The sequence below is a fragment of the Halosaccharopolyspora lacisalsi genome, assembly GCF_014137975.1.
In the GTDB taxonomy this organism is placed as follows: domain Bacteria; phylum Actinomycetota; class Actinomycetes; order Mycobacteriales; family Pseudonocardiaceae; genus Halosaccharopolyspora; species Halosaccharopolyspora lacisalsi.
The window spans coordinates 77,863-95,909 of sequence record NZ_JACGWZ010000008.1 but is presented as its reverse complement, the minus strand read 5'-3'; the positions used below and the strand labels follow the sequence as shown (position 1 = coordinate 95,909).

The 18,047-nt window shown below is 70.0% G+C and carries 13 protein-coding genes, 2 tRNA genes and 1 other RNA gene; 10 read left to right on the top strand and 6 right to left on the bottom strand.

Going from position 1 to position 18,047, the window contains the following annotated elements:
- Window positions 1-120 precede the first annotated feature (120 nt).
- The 5 genes from FHX42_RS23385 to FHX42_RS23365 all read left to right on the top strand — a co-directional run bounded on the left by FHX42_RS23385 (window position 121) and on the right by FHX42_RS23365 (window position 4,231).
- The gene (locus tag FHX42_RS23385) at window positions 121-609 is read left to right on the top strand and encodes a tRNA adenosine deaminase-associated protein (protein ID WP_182546623.1); all 489 of its coding nucleotides are present in this window, start codon (window positions 121-123) and stop codon (window positions 607-609) included.
- Between the two features lie 32 nt (window positions 610-641).
- Window positions 642-1,082: a nucleoside deaminase gene (locus FHX42_RS23380; RefSeq protein WP_220480813.1), complete on the top strand. Its 441-nt coding sequence runs from the start codon at window positions 642-644 to the stop codon at window positions 1,080-1,082.
- A gap of 80 nt (window positions 1,083-1,162) precedes the next feature.
- The gene (locus FHX42_RS23375; protein WP_182546621.1) at window positions 1,163-1,396 is read left to right on the top strand and encodes a CsbD family protein; all 234 of its coding nucleotides are present in this window, start codon (window positions 1,163-1,165) and stop codon (window positions 1,394-1,396) included.
- A gap of 63 nt (window positions 1,397-1,459) precedes the next feature.
- Window positions 1,460-1,547 (top strand) — tRNA-Ser (locus tag FHX42_RS23370).
- A gap of 167 nt (window positions 1,548-1,714) precedes the next feature.
- On the top strand, window positions 1,715-4,231 hold the full coding sequence (locus FHX42_RS23365; RefSeq protein WP_182546620.1) for an EAL domain-containing protein: 2,517 nt from the start codon (window positions 1,715-1,717) through the stop codon (window positions 4,229-4,231).
- 16 nt (window positions 4,232-4,247) lie between these two features.
- On the opposite strand, the gene FHX42_RS23360 is transcribed toward FHX42_RS23365, so the two are convergent.
- Entirely contained in the window at window positions 4,248-5,732 is a 1,485-nt protein-coding gene (locus FHX42_RS23360; RefSeq protein WP_182546619.1) for an aldehyde dehydrogenase family protein, read from the bottom strand.
- A 115-nt stretch (window positions 5,733-5,847) separates the two neighbouring features.
- On the bottom strand, window positions 5,848-7,773 hold the full coding sequence (locus FHX42_RS23355; protein WP_182546618.1) for a glycoside hydrolase family 97 protein: 1,926 nt from the start codon (window positions 7,771-7,773) through the stop codon (window positions 5,848-5,850).
- A 261-nt stretch (window positions 7,774-8,034) separates the two neighbouring features.
- Here FHX42_RS23355 and FHX42_RS23350 point away from each other — a divergent pair, with 261 nt between their 5' ends.
- Entirely contained in the window at window positions 8,035-9,156 is a 1,122-nt protein-coding gene (locus FHX42_RS23350; protein WP_328796696.1) for an NADH:flavin oxidoreductase, read from the top strand.
- A 271-nt stretch (window positions 9,157-9,427) separates the two neighbouring features.
- Window positions 9,428-10,990, top strand: a complete 1,563-nt coding sequence (locus tag FHX42_RS23345; RefSeq protein WP_235987827.1) for a BCCT family transporter — start codon at window positions 9,428-9,430, stop codon at window positions 10,988-10,990.
- A gap of 14 nt (window positions 10,991-11,004) precedes the next feature.
- Here FHX42_RS23345 and FHX42_RS23340 read toward each other — a convergent pair whose 3' ends face one another.
- From FHX42_RS23340 to FHX42_RS23330, 3 genes are all read right to left on the bottom strand, one after another.
- The gene (locus tag FHX42_RS23340; protein ID WP_182546616.1) at window positions 11,005-11,943 is read right to left on the bottom strand and encodes a YihY/virulence factor BrkB family protein; all 939 of its coding nucleotides are present in this window, start codon (window positions 11,941-11,943) and stop codon (window positions 11,005-11,007) included.
- A 225-nt stretch (window positions 11,944-12,168) separates the two neighbouring features.
- Entirely contained in the window at window positions 12,169-12,492 is a 324-nt protein-coding gene (locus tag FHX42_RS23335; RefSeq protein WP_182546615.1) for a hypothetical protein, read from the bottom strand.
- A gap of 387 nt (window positions 12,493-12,879) precedes the next feature.
- Window positions 12,880-12,965, bottom strand: a tRNA-Ser gene (locus tag FHX42_RS23330).
- 105 nt (window positions 12,966-13,070) lie between these two features.
- On the opposite strand from FHX42_RS23330, the gene ffs reads away from it, so the two are divergent.
- An RNA gene (ffs, locus tag FHX42_RS23325) (signal recognition particle sRNA small type) lies at window positions 13,071-13,167 on the top strand.
- A gap of 62 nt (window positions 13,168-13,229) precedes the next feature.
- Window positions 13,230-15,434, top strand: coding sequence for a DNA polymerase III subunit gamma and tau (locus FHX42_RS23320; protein WP_182546614.1), 2,205 nt, complete (start codon window positions 13,230-13,232; stop codon window positions 15,432-15,434).
- A gap of 162 nt (window positions 15,435-15,596) precedes the next feature.
- Here the strand turns inward: FHX42_RS23320 and FHX42_RS23315 are convergent, their stop codons facing one another.
- The gene (locus FHX42_RS23315; RefSeq protein ID WP_182546613.1) at window positions 15,597-17,420 is read right to left on the bottom strand and encodes a S9 family peptidase; all 1,824 of its coding nucleotides are present in this window, start codon (window positions 17,418-17,420) and stop codon (window positions 15,597-15,599) included.
- Between the two features lie 262 nt (window positions 17,421-17,682).
- Between FHX42_RS23315 and FHX42_RS23310 the strand changes: the two genes are divergently transcribed.
- On the top strand, window positions 17,683-18,042 hold the full coding sequence (locus FHX42_RS23310; protein ID WP_182546612.1) for a YbaB/EbfC family nucleoid-associated protein: 360 nt from the start codon (window positions 17,683-17,685) through the stop codon (window positions 18,040-18,042).
- Window positions 18,043-18,047 lie beyond the last annotated feature (5 nt).

The window sequence follows — 18,047 nt, the reverse complement described above, 5'->3', positions numbered from 1 at the left end:
GGCGAAGCCCCGCGCGGCCGGGGGCACGGGTCCCGGGTACCCGTGTTGCACACCGTCCGGAATGAGCGCTCGGCGGGGCTGGTGCTTTCGGGTGGATCGCTCACGCTTTACGGTGTCCCCATGACGGTCCAGGAGCCGGTCGCGGGCTTGGCCGTTGCCGTAGTGCGTGAAGACGGTCGGTGGCGGTGCAACGCGATGGACAATTCGGTGCTGGGAAGCCTCGACACCGCCATCACGGAGCTGCGCGGACTGCGTTCCACCGGCGCGGTGTTCGGCATGCTCGACGTGGACGACGAGTTCTTCGTGCTGGTGCGACCAGTACCCGGCGGGGTGGACCTGCTGCTGTCGGACGCGACGGCGGCGCTGGACTACGACGTCGCCGCCGACGTGCTGGACCTGCTGCGCAGCGAACCGCCCGACGAGGACGACGACGAGGTGTGGCCGGAGGGCAACCTCGGGATGCTGTTCGACCTCGGCCTGCCGGAGGGGGAGATGACGGTGATCATCGAGGAGGTCGACCTCTACCCGGACGAGCAGCTGGAGATGATCGCGCAGCGGTGCGGTTTCGGGGACCAGTTCAGCGCCCTGCTGGACAAGCTCGAACAGTGACGGAACCACGTCACCGCACCCGTGACGTCGAGCTGGTCCGTGATGCGCTGGCGATCGCTCCGGCCGCGCTGGCGGGCGGGGACGTCCCCATCGGCGCGGTCGTGGCCGGTCCCGACGGCGAGGTACTGGCGCGCGCGCACAACGAGCGCGAGGCGCTGGGTGACCCGACCGCGCACGCCGAGATGCTGGCACTGCGCGCTGCGGCCTCCGCCCACGGCGACGGCTGGCGTCTGGAGGGTTGCACGCTCGCGGTCACCGTGGAGCCGTGCACGATGTGCGCGGGCGCGCTCGTGCTGGCGCGCGTGGCCAGGGTCGTCTTCGGCGTCTGGGAGCCGCGCACCGGTGCGGTCGGCTCGCTGTGGGACGTCGTCCGTGATCGGCGCATGAACCACCGGCCCGAGGTCGTCGGTGGCGTGCTGGCCGCGGAGTGCGCGGCACCGCTGGAGGACTTCTTCGCGGACAATCACCGGTGACTGAACTCACGCGGAAGTGTGTTCGGTGTAGCTGCGGGTATTCCCGGGGTGGCCGAAGCCGTATGGATCGGAGCGAGTTGATGAGTGTTTTCGACAAGGTCAAGCAGCAGGCACAGCAGCTCACCGGTAAGGCCAAGGAAGCAGCGGGCCAGGCGAGCGGCAACGAGGACCTGCGGGACGCGGGCAAGCGCGACCGCCTCGCCGGTGAGACCAAGGAACAGGCTCACGACGTCAAGGACAAGGCGGCCGGTGCCGCCGAGGACGCCAAGGACAAGCTCCGCGGGCGTGAGGGGCAGGACGGCGACAACCGCTGAGGCGCACTTCGCGTTCGGCCCCCCGTGACGAAGTGAACGCAAGCGTCCGTTACGCTTGTTGGCGGTAGCGTGTCCGAGCGGCCTAAGGAGCGCGACTCGAAATCGTGTGAGGGTAACACCTCCGTGGGTTCGAATCCCACCGCTACCGCCACTGCCGTGAGCAGCCGAAACGCCGGGTTCCGCGAAGTCGGGGCCCGGCGTTTCGCATTTCCGCCGGGCTCGCGCGACGCCCGCGTGTGCGGAGCAGCACCGGCTCCACGGCGTTCCACGTAGTCGGTGGCGGGCGCCGGGGCGGCCTGTCGTCGCATACTCGGGACTATGGCTTCGCTATGGCGTGGCCGGGTTTCACTGCTGGGACGCGTCTACGTGCTGGTGACGGTCCTGGTCGTGCTGCTCGGCGTCGTCGCCGTGGGCACGGTCGCGTTCCGACAGCGTGCCGAGGCGGTGACCACCCACCTGACCACCGTGGTCCTGCCCGCGGAGAGGTCGGCCACCGCACTGACGGCGGCCTACTCCAGAGAGGCCAGGAGCGTGCGCGGGTTTCAACTCACGGGCGATCCCTCGACGCTCTCGGCATACGTGACCGCGCAGGAAGAAGCCGAGAACCTCCAAGCCGACATCGAACGCCGGATGGCCGGGTACCCGTCGGTGCTGCGGGCCCTGACCGATGTCCGGGACGCTGCTCAAGCCTGGTTTCCGAACTCCGGCGATCTGGGCCCCGGGGCTGGGCGAAGTCAGCGTCTCCTGATGCTGTCGCCGGCGGAGACGGCGGCCATGCAGGAGCGTTTCGACACGTTGCGGGCCGAGTTGACCACGTTGCAGCAGCGAACCGACATGGTCGCCGTATCGGAGACCGCCGAAGCCGATGCGGCGCGCGCGGCGGCGACCTGGTTCGCCGTGGGGATCGTGCTGATCGGCCTCGTCATCGCGGCGGGAGCGGTGCTCTCCCTGCGCTTCTCGCTGACCCGCCCGCTGCGCACGCTCCTCTCCCAGGTCAACCGGGTGGCCGAAGGGGAGCTCGACCACGCCGTGCGGTTGGTGGGCCCACCCGAGTTGACCGCGGTCGCGAGCGCGGTGGAGACCATGCGCGGGCGCATCGTGGAGGAGACCGGCCGAACCGCACGGGTGCAGCAGGACCTCGCCCGCCACGAGGCGGCGGAGCGCAGGCGGGCCGAGCAGGATTACGCCACCGTGGTCGCCGCCCTCGACGAGGGCGTCATCGTGGTCGGTACGGCGGGCACCATCGAAGCGGCCAATCCCGCGGCCCAGCGCATCTTCGACGCGGGCGAATCCACGATCGTCGGTTCCTCGACCACCTCGTGGCCCCTGTACGACGAGTCCGGGGCGGAACTGCGGTCGGACAACCACCTCGCGATGCCCACCCGGCAGACCGGAGAGCCGCAGAACGCGCGCGTGATCCGCCTCGGACGCGCGGACGGTCGCGACGTGTGGTTGTCGGTCACCTCCCGCGCGCTGCGCCCGCAGGATCAACCGCCCCACGTCGTCGTCACCTCGTTCACCGACATCTCCGAGAGCCTGGCCGCCCGGCAGCGCCTGGAGTACGAGGCCACCCACGATCCGCTCACGGGGCTGGCCAACCGGACGATGGTGCTGCGCCACTGCGACGAGCGCCCGCGGGAGCGGTCGATGGCCCTGCTCTACATCGACCTGGACAACTTCAAGCGCATCAACGACTCCCTCGGACACAGCGCGGGCGACGACGTGCTGCGCCTCATCGGGGAGCGGATGATGCACGCCACCTCGAGCGAGACGTTGGTCAGCAGGCTCGGCGGTGACGAGTTCGTGCTGCTCGTCCAGGACGAGAGCGATCCCGAGGCCCTCGTCGAACTCGGCCAGCACCTCCTCGACACCCTCACCCAGCCGATCCGGCTGGAGAACAGGCAGCTGCACGTCGGCGGAAGCATCGGAATAGCGGTCTCACCACCGGGGGACACCCGAACCGGTCAGGACCTGCTGCGCGACGCCGACGTGGCCATGTACGAGGCCAAGACGGAGGGCACCGAGCGGTACGCGTTCTTCGACGTCGAACTCCGCGACCGCGTTCAGCGGAACATGGTTCTGGAGCAGGACCTGCGCCACGCCGTCGCCCAGGACCAGCTGTGGGTGGCCTACCAGCCCGTCGTCGATCTCCGCACCGAAGGCACCGTCGCGGTGGAGGGCCTGCTGCGGTGGAACCATCCCACCGACGGCACGGTGCCGCCCGACGTGTTCATCCCGCTCGCCGAGGAAACCGAGCTCATCAACCCGATCGGTGCGCACATGCTGCGCATGGCGACCCGCCAGCTCGCGGCGGAACGCAGGCGGCACGACATCGACCTGCGACTCAACGCGAACCTCTCCCCGCGCCAGCTCGGGGACCCCCACCTCCGGTCCGTGGTCCGGCACGCGCTCGCCGAGAGCGGTCTACCGGCCGGCGCCCTGTGCCTCGAGGTCACCGAGAACGCGATCATGCACGACCCCGAGCGCGCGGCACGCGTCCTGCACGAACTGCGCGAGCTCGGGGTGTACCTGGCCATCGACGACTTCGGAACCGGGTACGCCTCCCTGTCGCAACTGCGGCGCCTGCCCCTGGACACCCTCAAGATCGACCGGTCGTTCGTCACCGACCTCGGCGACTCCCACGACCTGCGGGTCATCGTCACCAGCATCGTCGCCATGTCACACGCCATCGGACTCGACGTCGTGGCCGAAGGCGTCGAAACCCCCCAGCAGCTCGAACTCCTGCGGGACTTCGGCTGCGACCACGTGCAGGGATTCTACCTGGGTAAACCCGTTCCCGTGGCCGAGCTCTTCGCGGGGCACCGCGACCGGTGAGCGAAGCCGAACCGCCTCACTCCGGCTGCAGCGGCAGGTTCCGGTACTCGTGCTGGACGCTGATCCAGTGGTCGGTGGTGAACTCCTCGATGGCCCACTCACCGCCGAAGCGCCCGAGCCCGGACGCCTTCTCCCCGCCGAAGGCGGTGTTCGGCTCGTCGTTGATCGTGGTGTCGTTGACGTGGGTCATCCCCGCCTGCACGCGCTGCGCGAAGCGCACGCCCCGCGCGCCGTCGGAGGTGTGGACCGCGCTGGCCAGGCCGTACTCGGTGTCGTTGGCCAACCGCAGCGCGTCCTCCTCACCACGAGCGCGGATCACCGTCGCGACCGGTCCGAACACCTCCTCGGCGGCGGTCGCCACCTCGTTCGTGCCGAGCAGGAGGTGGGGTGGCAGGACGCGTCCGGCCGGGCCGGTGGGCTCGCCGGAGATCAGCAGTTCGGCTCCGTCCGAGACCGCGCGGGAGACCTTGTCCCGGACCGAGTCGAGCTGACCGTCGTTGATGACCGGACCGAGCTGGGTTGCCGGGTCGCCGGGGTCGCCGGTGCGCAGCGCCCGGATACGCTCCGCGAACCGGTCGACGAAGTCGTCGTGGATCGAGTCGTCGACGATCACCCGGTTCGTGGCCATGCACACCTGGCCCTGGTGGAAGTAGCTGCCGAACACCGCCGCGTCCACCGCGCGGTCGAGGACGGCGTCGTCGAGCACCACGAGCGGGCCGTTGCCGCCGAGCTCCAGGGCGCAGCGCTTCAGCGGGGCCTGCTGCCCGATGCCCCGGCCCACCGGTGTCGACCCGGTGAACGAGATCACCTGCGGCACCTCGTGGGTCACCATCGGGTCCCCGACCTCGCTGCCCCTGCCGATCACCACGTTGAGCAGTCCGGGAGGCAGACCCGCCTCCTCGTAGATCCGGGCCAGCAGCAGACCACCGGTGACCGGTGTGTCCCCGGAGGGCTTGAGCACCACGGCGTTGCCCAGTGCCAACGCCGGCGCCACCGAGCGGTGGGACAGCTGGAACGGGAAGTTCCACGGGCTGATCACCCCCACGACACCGACCGGCTGGCGGTACACCCGGTTCTCCTTGCCCGGCACCGTGCCGGGCAGGATGCGCCCGGCCACCCGCGACGGGTAGGAGGCGACCTCGGCCATCGTGGTCTTGACCAGGCTCCACTCGAACTCGGCACGCTCCCGCACGCCGCCCGCCTCGGTCACGAGCCAGTCGACGATCTCCTCGCGACGCGCGTCCATGATCGACATGGCGCGCCGGAAGATCTCGTCGCGTTCGCCGGGCAGGAAGGTCGCCCAGGACCGCTGCGCCCGCTGGGCGGCGCGGTAGGCGCGGTCGACGTCGTCGGAGCGGGCGAGCGGAATCTCGGTGAGCACCTCGTCGTCGTAGGGATTGACGTCGGTGAGCACCGTGCCGGAGCTTCCGGTGCGCCACTGACCGTCCAGCGGCATCCGGTCGAATCCCTCGTAGGCCTTCGGTGCGCGGTCGGTGGACATCTGCTGCTCCTTCGGGTTCGTGCGTCGTCCCCGGAGGAGTACCCGGCAGTGGGCGAACGACAACGGTGTCGCCGCCGACACTTCGACAGCGACACCGTCGTCGAGATCGGGGTGGTCAGCCCCCGGTGCCGCAGGGACCGTGTCCCGCGCGGCAGGCCCGGGCGGCGAAACCACCGTTGTCGGCGACCCCCACGGTGATCCGGGAGTCACGGGTGACCGTGCGGGTGTCGGTGACCAGCCCGTTCGGACCGTCGCGGAAGAGCTCCACGCGCCAGCGACCACCCGGCAGGAACTCGAACGGCACCGTGACCTCGTGGGCGGACCCGGCGAAGATCCCGCCGACGAACCAGTCCGCACCGTGCTTGCGGGCGATGATCTGGCCCTCGCCCGGGTGACCACCGAGGAACCGCGTCTCGTCCCAGGCCGCGGGGACTTCGGCGAGGAACCTCTCGGCCACGGGGTGCCGGCGGTAGGACTCGACGGAGTCGGCGAAGTGCTGCATCCCGGACTCGTAGACCACCGAGAGTCCGAGTTCGTGCCCGTCGGAGGTGGTGCGCTCGTCGGTGGAGAACGTCACCGGCGTGTAGTCCATCGAACCGATGACGTTTCGGGTGTAGGGCAGGACCGTGTTGTGCGCGGCGGTGTTGCCCTCGCCTTCGCCGAACGTGTAGTACTCCGCGCCGCGCACGGCTTCCATGGTCATCACGTGCGGCCACTCGCGCTGCACACCGTGCGGGATCGTCGCGCCGTGGAAGTTCACCGTCATGCGCAACCGGGCGGTGTCCTTCAGGACCTCGTCGTACCAGCGCATCATCTCCTGGCTGTCCGAGTCCATGTAGTCGATCTTCAGCCCGGCGATGCCCCAGGACTTCCAGCGCGGCAGCCGTTCGGCACGTTCCGCCTCGGTGTCGACCTCGGTCCAGGGCAGCCACGCGATGATCCGGACGCCGCGCTCGCGCGCGTAGTCGACCAGTCCGGGCATCCACTCCGGCTTCCAGCCCGCGTCCACCAGGGCGTACTCCCAGCCCTGCTCGGCCGCGTAGTCGACGTAGGCCCGCTGGGTTCGCAGGTCGCCGGGACTGTCGTGGTCCGACCACCAGGACCAGGACACGCGGCCCGGCTCGATCCACGAGGTGTCCTCGATCCGCGAGGACGGGGCCAGGTCCTCGACGAAGTCCGACTCCACGACCTGTCCCAGGTCACCGATGATCATCGTGCGCCAGGGCGTGACCATCGGAGCGGCGCTGGTCTGCTGGGGGTCGGGCAGTGTGACCTCGAAGGTGCTCCCGTCGAGGGTGAGCCGGGTGGCGCCGTACTGGTCGATGACGTCCGACTCGCTGAGCAGCACGTAGTCGTCGCGACCGACCCGCAGCAGCGCGGGATAGCCGTACTCCCCGGCCGGGGCGTCGCCGACCTCGGTGCCGGACCACCGCTTCTCGTAGTGGTCGCCCCACGGAGCCATCCAGGCGGGCGAGGACGCGGGCACCCGGAACGAGGACGACTCGGACTCGACGACGACCTCGCCGTCGGGCTCGGGCAGCACGTAGCGGTAGGCCACCCCGTCGTCGGCCACCCGGATCAGCAGGTCCATCCGCCCGCCGTTCTCGGAGCGGAAGGACAGGCGGGTCTGTCGCGCGGTGGAGTGATGGCGGTGTCGCTTGCCCACCGGCGTGGTGTAGTTCCGCTCGACCCGGCGGTCCTCGCGGGAAAGGAAGGTCAATCCCCGGCCGAAGTCGGCGTCGGACGTCGTGATGCCGAGTGCGGAGGGTTCGAGCACGGTTCGCTCGCCGCGCCGCACGCTGATTCGCAGTGCGCCGTCGGCGGTGAGCGAGACGGTGGCTCCGAGCTGGGAGTTCGGTGGCCGGTCCGGTTCGGTGACGGTCCACGAGTCCGGTTCCGCCGGGTTCGCCGACGCGGTGTTGCCGGTCCAGACCAGGCAGAGGGCGAGTAAGCCCCCGAAGAGGGCTCTTCGGGGGCGCGATCGGGTGCTTCGTTGCTTCGAGGACGGCCGTAAGGGTTCTCCCGAGGGATGTCGCGACATGGGGACCTCCGCATGAGCAGGACCGTTTCCGTGTCACAGCTTCAGACAGAAATCACCACAAGTCAACGCAAAGTATTCGAAAAGGCACGTACCGAAAACGGGATGGTGCGTCGAGTTCCGCGTGGTGATGACGAGCACTTCGTCGCCAGTGCGTGCGTCGTCGCCCGCACGGGGGGCGTTTACCGTCCACGCTGATTGCGTCATCCGGACGCCTCCGTCGCGTCCGGATGGCGGCAGATGTCGTCAGCACGAGGAGAGCCGGTGCCCGAAGAAACCACGACCAGCACCCCGCGATCGCTGTTCACCCCCGCCACCGTCGGTGGTCTCACGGTGCCCACGCGGATCGCTATGGCGCCCATGACCAGGGAGTTCTCCCCGGGAGGCGTCCCCGGTGCCGACGTGGTCGAGTACTACGCGCGCCGTGCGGCCGCCGACGTGGGACTGATCATCACCGAGGGCACGTACGTCGGTCACCCGAGCGCGGGCACCAGCGACCGGGTGCCGCACTTCCACGGGGAGGAGGCGCTGGCCGGCTGGGGGAAGGTGGTCGAGTCCGTGCACGGTCACGGCGGGAAGATCGTTCCCCAGCTCTGGCACGTGGGAGCCCAACGCTCCCCCGGTACGCCCCCTTCCTTCGACAGCCCCGTGCACAGTCCCTCCGGCCGCTCCGCCACCGGTTCGGACGTCGGGGACGCGATGACCACGCGGGACATCGACGAGACCATCGACGCCTTCGTCAAGGCGGCGGCGACGGCGGAGCGACTGGGCTTCGACGGGATCGAACTGCACGGAGCACACGGGTACCTGATCGACCAGTTCCTCTGGGGCCGGACCAATCACCGCGAGGACGACTACGGCGGCGACGTGATCTCGCGGTCCCGTTTCGCGGCCGAGATCGTCACGGCGTGCCGTGAGGCGGTGTCCCCGGCCTTCCCGATCCTGTTCCGCACCTCCCAGTGGAAGATGGACGACTACCAGGCACGCCTGGCCGACTCCCCCCAGGAGCTCGAACGGTTGCTGACGCCACTGACCGAGGCGGGCGTCGACGTCTTCCACGCCTCGACCCGGCGCCACCGGACCCCGGAGTTCGAGGGGTCCGACCTCAACCTCGCGGGCTGGATCCGGGAGGTGACCGCCCGTCCGACCGTGACCGTCGGGTCGGTCGGTCTCGACAGCGAGTTCACCTCGGCGGCCTCGTGGGAGGGCGACGCCGGGTTCAGCGGCGTCGACGAGCTCCACGAGCGGTTGGAGCGCGGCGAGTTCGACCTCGTCGCGGTCGGGCGGGCGCTGCTGGGCGACCCGGCCTGGGCGTCGAAGGTCCGCGACGGCCGTTTCGACGAGATCGTCCCGTTCGCCAAGGACACGCTCGGCACGTTGCACTGAGGACGGACGCCGGGCCCGCGGGACGTGTGGCGAACGCCATTCCCCCGGGGCCCGGCTTTGACCTGCTCGTTCGCGGCGATCTACCGTTCACGGCGTTCTCCGGCGCCGAGGTGGGGGTTTCTTCCGAACACGTCCGTTCGGCCAACAGCTCTCCCCAGGTCCGTCTCGAGCACGCCCCCGGCCCGAGCTTCCCGTCATGGACGGTGCGTGAACCGGTCCACGGGGTCGTAGTCGTGCTTGTCCTGGCGCCCCGTGACAGATTGGTTTTCGCTTGTCTTCCTCAGTGCTGTCCGACGCCGGGCAGCAGAATCCCGCGTCCGAGCGGGACACCCGGCGACGGGCGAACGTCGCCGTGACCGTGCTCAGCAGCGGCCTCCTGATCGCTTTCGTCGTGGTGGCCCTGCTCGCGCCGGAAGCGACCAGCTCCGCCGTGACCGCGGCGTTCCGGGTGTGCGCCGCCTGGTTCGGGCCGTACTGGCAGGTGCTGCTGCTGGCGACGTTCCTGATCGCCGCCGCGCTGGGGATCTCCCGCTACGGCCGGGTGCGGCTCGGCGGCACGGACACCCCCGAGTTCGGGCACTTCAAGTGGCTCGCGATGATCATGTGCACGCTGTTGGCGGCAGGGGGCGTGTTCTGGGCCGCGGCCGAGCCGGTCTACCACTACGCCGACCTGCCGCCCGCCTACTCCGCCGTCGCCGCGGACTCGTGGGAAGCGGTGACCGTGGCGTTGGCCCAGAGCTTCTCGCACTGGGCTTTCCTGGCGTGGGCGGTGCTGGGCACGCTCGGCGCGATCGTGATGATGCGCGCGCGGGAACGGGGGCTGCCGCTGCGTCCGCGCACGCTGCTGGACCCGGTGTTCGGCGAACGGATCCAGCGTCACTGGTTCGGCACCCTCGTCGACGTCATCTGCATCATGGCGGTCGTGGCGGGCACCGTCGGCCCGCTCGGGTTTCTCGGGCTCCAGGTCTCCTACGGCATGTCGGCCCTGTTCGGTACGCCCGACACCTACCCCGTGCAGATCACGATCGTGCTGGGGCTGACGGCGATCGCGGTCGTCTCGGTGGTCGCCGGTATCGAGAGGGGCATCCAGAACCTCAGCCGGTTCAACGTGTGGTTGTCGATCGTGACCCTGGCTGCGATCGTGGTGCTCGGCTCGGCGAGTTTCGTGGTCGACGGTTTCCTCGGCGGATTCGCCCGCTACGTGCAGGACTTCGTGCCGCTGTCGCTGTATCGCGGTGACGACGAGTGGCTGAGCAGCTGGACGGTGTTCTTCTTCGGCTGGTTCATCGGATACGCCCCGCTGATGTCGATTTTCGTCGCACGCATCTCGCGCGGGCGCACGGTGCGCGGCCTGGTCGGCAACCTCATCGGGGTCGCTCCGGTCGTCACGGCGCTGTGGTTCACCGCGCTGGGCGGTACCGGGATCATGCTGGAGCAGCGCACACCGGGGTCGGTCTCCGGCCCGCTCGCCGAGGACGGGCTTCCCGCGGTGGTGATCGCGATCTCCCAGCAGCTTCCGTGGGGCGGGCTGATCGGTGTCGTCCTGCTGGTGCTGACCACCACTTTCGTGGCCACCACGACCGACTCGATGTCGCTGGCCATCGCCACCGTCGGGGCGGGTGGCGAGGAACCGAGCAAGCTCTCCCGCGCGTTCTGGGGACTGCTGATGGGTGCCGCGGCGAGCGTGCTGATCGCGATCGGGAACGGTGGTGTCGACGCGTTGCAGTCGTTCATCGTGGTCACCGCGGTACCCGCCGGGTTCGTGATGCTGCCCACCCTGTGGTCGGCGCCGCGGGTGGTCCACCGGATGGCGCGGGAACAGGGCATCCGCTGATCCCGCTCGCGCGGTCAGCCACGGGTGGTGTCCCGGTTGGTCTGCCGCTCGGACTCGGCATTGATCTCCGCTCCCAGCAGCACGACGTAGCTGGTGAGATAGAGCCACAGCATCAGCACGACCACCCCGGCGAGCGCCCCGTAGGTCTTGTTGTAACTGCCGAAGTTGGTGATGTACAGCGTGAACGCGACACTGCCGAGGAGCCACAGCGCGGTCGCGACGACAGCGCCGACGCTGACCCATCGGACGCGCGGGGCGACCCGGTCGGGTGCCACGCGATAGACGACCGCGAGTGCCACCGCGAACAACGCGACGAGCAGGAGCCAGCGCACCACCTCCGCCGTCACCAGGACCCCGGGTCCGAAGTCGAGACCACCCAGCACCGCCGGGGTGACCGCGATCAGCGCCAGCGCCAGCAGCACGAACACGGCCCCGCAGAGAGTGAGCCCGACCGCGAGAGCCCCCAGCTTGACGGCTCCGCGGCCCTCCTCCTCGTCGTAGGCGATGTTGACCGCGTTGATCAGGCTCTGCGTCCCGGTCGAGGCGAGCCAGAGCGCGATGAGGAGTGAGAGGACCAAGCCGAGGCCGAGTGATCCACCGCCACCACGGGCCACCGCGGCGAGTTGATCGTTGATCAGCTGTTGAGGTGCCTGCGGCAGCGACGAGGTGTACACGCCGATCCGGCGCGCGGCCTGCGTCGGGTCGGCGACCAACCCGAAGACGGTGAGCAGGGAGATCATCGCGGGAAAGATCGCGAGGAACGTGAAGAAAGCGACGCTGCCCGCCAGCATGTAGATGTTGTCGGCACTGCCGGCCTTCCATGCCCGCACCAGGATCTGGCGCCACCCCCGAAGCGGGATCTGCGACGGCCGGTCGGCCCATCTGCCCGAGTGCGCCCCCGGACCTGCTCGACGGCACCGATCCGCATGCCCGGCCACCTCGTTCGGAGACATCACGACGTCCCTTCCACGGCTTCCATGACTCACGCAGGGTGCCCGCGGCGGCGTCGCCTCATGCCCCGGCGCCGTGTCCGGGCTGAACACCACCCCGATGGCGCGATGTCCTCCGCGGCGACGAGTCAAGCGGTCCGCCGCTCTCGGGCCCCGAACAAGTGCGTGCCGGCCACGCGGGCCGGCACACACTTGCGGTGAAGAACGTGAGTCAGTGAAGTGGGAACGTCACTTGTGCGACTTCTTGTCCTTGTCCCCGCCGATCTGCTGCTCCGATCCGGCCTCGCCGCCTGCGCCACCGTCGCCGCCGTTACCGGCCGAGCAGTTCACGGTGTTCTCCCCCAGGATGGCGATCGGGACGAGACCGCAGAGGTTCACGCCGGTTCCACCCTCGCCGCCGTTACCGGCGTTCCCGCCCTCGTTCTGGGCGATCTGGCCGGTGACGTCCTCGACGTCCACGGACGGGGGGTTGGCGGCGAAAGCCGGTGAACCCATCGCGAACAGGCCGACAGTCGCGGTCGCGACACCAAGAACACGCAAAGAAGTACGCATACAACACTCCTCGTGAGCAAAACCGAATATGGCGGTCGGCTCCGGAAGCTCCCGTGTCGACGGATATTTCCGGATGAGCCGCGAGTCACTCTGGCAGCGCCTCGCCGGGCCCGCAGCGCGTGTCACCCGAAGGTGTCAACGGATCGTCCGAGTGCTCGTCGGCCGCGCGGCGGGAGGCCCTGTCACGGCATGGTCGGAGAGCGATGGCCGTGGCATCCCACGAACCGGACACGTCCACCGTGCACCCGTGCGCGGTGCCGAGCGATTTCGCGAGCACGGTGACCCGGTGCCGTCACGGTCGCGGCCGCCCGAGTGGACCATCGGGGGAAGCCGAGGTCGGAAAGCAGTGAGGCCGGGCGCTGGTGTCGCGCCCGGCCCCGTATCCGGCGGAGGATGCGGGATTCGAACCCGCGAAGGGGGATGCCCTTACACGATTTCCAATCGTGCGCCTTAGGCCGCTCGGCCAATCCTCCGCGAACGAGTGTACGGGAGAGGTTGTCCGCCTTCGTCGCAGGGGGCGGGTGACGATCGCGCCACCCCCCGGGGTCGGGTGGTGCGGTGTGGATGGTTACACTGGGAATCGGACCCCGCGCGGCGTCCACCCTGCGAACTCCCCCAGGGCCGGAAGGCAGCAAGGGTAAGCGGGCTCTGACGGGTGCGCGGGGTCCCCTTCTTTTTCTCCAGGGGACCCGTCGGGCGTTGTCGGGTTGTCGGCGCGAGCACGTAGAGTTTCGGACGTGGCGTTGGCTCTTTACCGCAAGTACCGTCCGGCGACCTTCGGTGAGGTCGTCGGTCAGGAGCACGTCACCGAGCCCCTGCGCACCGCGCTCGGGGCCGGTCGGATCAATCATGCTTACCTCTTCTCCGGGCCACGTGGCTGCGGCAAGACCTCGAGCGCGCGGATCCTCGCGCGGTCGCTGAACTGTGCCCAGGGGCCCACGGCCGATCCGTGCGGGGAGTGCGATTCGTGCGCGGCGCTCGCGCCCGAGGGCGGCGGCAGCGTCGACGTCATCGAGCTCGACGCGGCCAGTCACGGTGGTGTCGACGACACGCGTGAGCTGCGCGATCGCGCCGTGTTCGCGCCGGCGAGCTCCCGCTACCGGATCTTCGTCATCGACGAGGCCCACATGGTCACCCCGCAGGGCTTCAACGCCCTGCTCAAGATCGTGGAGGAGCCCCCGGAGCACCTGATCTTCGTCTTCGCCACGACGGAGCCGGACAAGGTGCTGACCACCATCCGCTCTCGTACCCATCACTACCCCTTCCGGCTGGTACCGCCCGGCTCGCTGCGCGCGCTGCTGGAGCGTGTCTGCGGCGAGGAAGGCGTGCGGGTCGAACCGGCCGTGTATCCGCTGGCGATCCGCGCGGGTGGCGGATCGGTGCGTGACACGCTGAGCGTGCTGGACCAGTTGCTGGCGGGCGCCGGGGCGGAAGGCATCACCTACGAGCGCGCGGTCGCCCTGCTCGGCGTCACCGACGTCGCCCTGATCGACGAGATGGTCGACGGGTTGGCGGTGGACGACGGCGCCGCCGTGTACGGGACGGTGGACCGACTCGTCGAGGCCGGCCACGATCCGCGTCGTTTCGCCTCGGACCTGCTCGACCGGCTGCGGGACCTGGTTCTGCTGCGCTCGGTACCCGACGCCGGCCAGCGCGGTCTGGTCGACGCCACCGATGACGAGCTGGCCCGGATGCGCTCGCAGGCCGAACGCTTCGGGGCGGCCGGTCTGTCGCGCTTCGCCGACATCGTGCACAACGGCCTTTCGGAGATGCGTGGTGCCACGGCACCGCGGTTGTTGCTGGAACTGCTGTGCGCGCGGATGATGCTGCCCGCCGTCTCCGGTGACGAGTCCGCGCTACTGCAGCGGCTGGAACGAGTGGAAAACCGCATGACCATCGCGCCGCCCCCGAGCGCTCCCGCTGCGGGTGGGAGCGCGGCAGCGGTCTCCGAGAGCGCGGTGCCGTCGAATTCCGGTGACACCTCGGAACCGGTCGCCGACTCCGCGGCGTCGCGGCGTGTGTTCCAGCGGCCCCACGAGCGCGCCGCGCAGCAAGCCGCCGAGCCCGCGCCGGAGCAGCGGAGTCCGGATTCGGCTCCTTCCGAACGGCCCGCGCCCGTCGCGTCGGCACCCCCGGAGCCGCCGGCGCCCTCCGAGTCGTCGGAACCGGCCGTGGCCGAGGAGGGGGCCTCGGAGGGTGACTCCGGCGGGTTCAACGCGGCCGACGTGCGACGGGTGTGGACCGAGCTGCTGCGAGCCGTGGCGGAACGCAACAAGCCCACCCAGGCGCTGTTGCTCAACGCCACCGTTCAGGACCTGCGCGAGGGCACCCTGGTGCTGTCCATGCCGACGAGCGGACTGCTGAAGCAGTTCGCCCAGCAGCGCCGCATCGAGGTCGTCCGCGACGCGATGCGGGCCGTCGTCGGCGGGGAGTGGGACGTGCAGTGCGTGGAGGCGGGAGCCACTCCGCCCCCCGACGATCGCGGTGGACGGTCCGGTGGAGGCAAGCCGGAGACCGCGCCCCGCCAGGCACGTCCCGCACAGCGTCCCGAGGAGCAGGCCCGTCCCGAGACGCAGCAGCGCCCCGCCGCCGAACGGCCTCGGGCGAATTCCGAGACCGAGGATTCGGCGCCCCGTGACGCCGTCCCAGCGGAACGGAAACCGGCCTCGGAGGACAATGACCGGGACGGTATTCCTCCGCCCCCGGAACCTCCGGACGAGGAGCCTCCGCCGGAGGACGCGGCACCCGCCGTTCCCGCGGCCTCGGTGGAGAGGTCCGCACCGGAACCCACCGACGACTCCGGGCAGGGGGCCCCCGCGCCGTCGCAGGACACCGCCGCCTCGCGGCAGGATCCCCCGACCGCGGAGTACCGGGACTCCCAGGAAGTCGCCTTCGAGCTGCTCGCCAGCGAACTCGGCGCCCGCAGGATCGACGACAAGTAGCGTCGGGCCCCCGGAGCCGCATAACTGCCCCCCGGCGCACGTGGTGGTTACCCGGTTTCGCGCGAAACCGGGAAAACCCTCGGTGCGGACGGGGCGCCGGGTGGGACGGGCTCCGGTCTCTCCGGATCCGGGCAGCACACCCGCGGCGCCCCCGCAGTGCACCTACCGGGCGAGGTGTCGGGCGAGGAACGCCGTGGCGCGGGGATAGGCGTCGAGCCGGTTGGCGCGCTTGGCCACCCCGTGGCCTTCGTCGGGGTAGACGACCAGCTCGCACTCGATGTCCTTGGCCCGCACGGCCTCGGCCACCTGCTCGGCCTCCGACAACGGTACCCGGGGGTCGTTGGCGCCGTGGATCACGAACAGCGGCGCGGCGATCTCCTCCACCCTCGACAGCGGGGACGCCTCGCGCAGGAAGTCGGAGTCGTCGCTCAGGGACCCGTACTCGCGCTCGCGGTGCGCACGCCGGTAGCCGGCGGTGTTGGCCAGGAACGTGCTCAGCGAGGAGATCCCGACGATGTCCACCCCGGCCGCCCAGCGGCGCGGCTGGAACGCCAGCCCGGCCAGCACCATGTACCCGCCGTACGAGCCACCCCACAGGGCGACCCGTCGGGAATCCACCCCGACCGTGGGCAGCCAGTCGTGCACGGCGGCCAGGTCGGCGACCGCGTCCAGCCGTTTGCGGGCGTCATCGGCCGAGTACCAGCGTTTGCCGTAACCGGTCGACCCGCGCACGTTCGGCACCACCACGGTGTGCCCCGCCGCGGCGAGCGCCTGCACGATGGGGCTGAACGAGCGCACCGACTGACTCTCCGGGCCGCCGTGGACGACGAGCACCGCCGAACCGTCGAGTTCGGGCCTCGGTGCGGTGGGCGAGTAGACGAAGCAGGGCACCCGTTCGCCGTCCGGCGTCGGTACGCGGCGGGGAGCGGGTTCGGCCAGCGTCTCGCCCCTCATGGCGGCGGCCGAGTCGGTGAGCGACCGAACCTCACCGGTGGCCGCCGTGACCAGCAGCGCGTCTCCCGGTGCGGTGGGAGAGCTGAACGACAGGGCGATGTGGTGGGAGTCCGGTGACCACACCGGTGCGGGCAGCGGGAAGGTGCACCAGCCTCCGGCGGGCAGGTCCACCCGGCGGAGCTGCTGCCCGGTGCCGGCGTCGTGCAGGGTCAGGTGTGCCGCACCGTCGATGTTGGTCCGCACCAGCAGCGTCGAGCCGTCGGGGGAGAGCCAGCCACCGAGGTCGTGCTCCTCGGAGGTCACCAGCCACTCCCGCTCGCGGGTGTGCGGATCGATACGTGCGATGCCCGTGTGATCCCGGTCCGCGTTCGTCGTGACGATCAGGCCCGAGTCGTCGGGCAGCCAGGAGATCTGGTGGTAACGGCTGTGCTCGGTGGCCGTGGTCAGCGCGACGACGTGTTCGTCCTCGGTGGCGGGCAGCGTGTTGACCAGGATGACGTGGTCGGACAACGGCTGCTGCCCGGGAACGGTGACCACGACGTAGTGGCTGTCCGGGGAGACCGCCGCCTCCAGTGCCAGCCCGCCCCGGTCGTAGAGGACCTGTTCCTGACCGGTGTGCGCGCTGCGCAGGATCACGTCGAAGTCGACGCCGTTGCGGCGGTTGGTGGCGTAGACGATCCGCTCGGGCAGCACGTCCAGGATCCGGTGCACGTGCTCGGGGTCGTGGACCAGCGGAGTCAGTTCCTCCAGGGCTGCCGGGTCGGTCCGTGAGTCCAGCCGCAGCAGGGACAGCTGGCCGCGCTCATCACCGTCGGTGTCGTGCTGCACGACGGCGGTGCGCTCGCCGGGGAGGTAGCGGCCGGTGACGGCGCCGGGCAGTGCGGTCACCGGCGTCGTGGTGCCGTCCGGCTCGATCTCGACGAGCTGGATCGACCCCGACTCGTCCGAACCGGCCAGGACGCGCCCGGAGTCGTCCACGTCGAAGGCCCGCCAGCCGGTGAGTTCCAGCAACCGCACGATGTCCAACGCCATGTGATCAGCTTGTCATGGTCACCCGTGTCGGTGACAGCGGCAGTGTCTAGTCACGCTTGGTATTCGCCGGTGCGGTCGGTGCGGTTCGTCACGATCGTCCGGGTCCACACCGACGGGTGAGGCGCGGGGATCGCCACGTCGTGTCGAATCGCCGATTACGCTGGAGGCCAGTACCGAGTAGGTGTGTCAGTACCGATCTCAGCAGGTGCTCCGGGGCGATCGTCCCGTGCAGCGAGCCGAGCCAGAGCAGTACGGAGGAGCCATGGGACAGCCGGATGGACAGCCGAACATGCAAGAGATCATGAAGCAGGCTCAGGACATGCAGCAGCAGCTCATGACGGCCCAGCAGGAGCTCGCCAACACCGAGGTGGACGGCAGTTCCGGTGGCGGCCTGGTGACCGCGAAGGTGACCGGCTCGGGTGAGTTGCAGTCCGTCTCGATCGACCCGAAGGCCGTCGATCCCGAGGACACCGAGACGCTGGCGGACATGGTGGTCGCCGCGGTCCGCGACGCCAACCGCGCCGCGCAGGAGCTGCAGGCCGAGAAGATGGGGCCGGTGACCAGCGCCCTCGGCGGTCAGGGTGGTCCGGACATGGGCGGCCTCGGCCTGCCGGGCATGTGACGGGC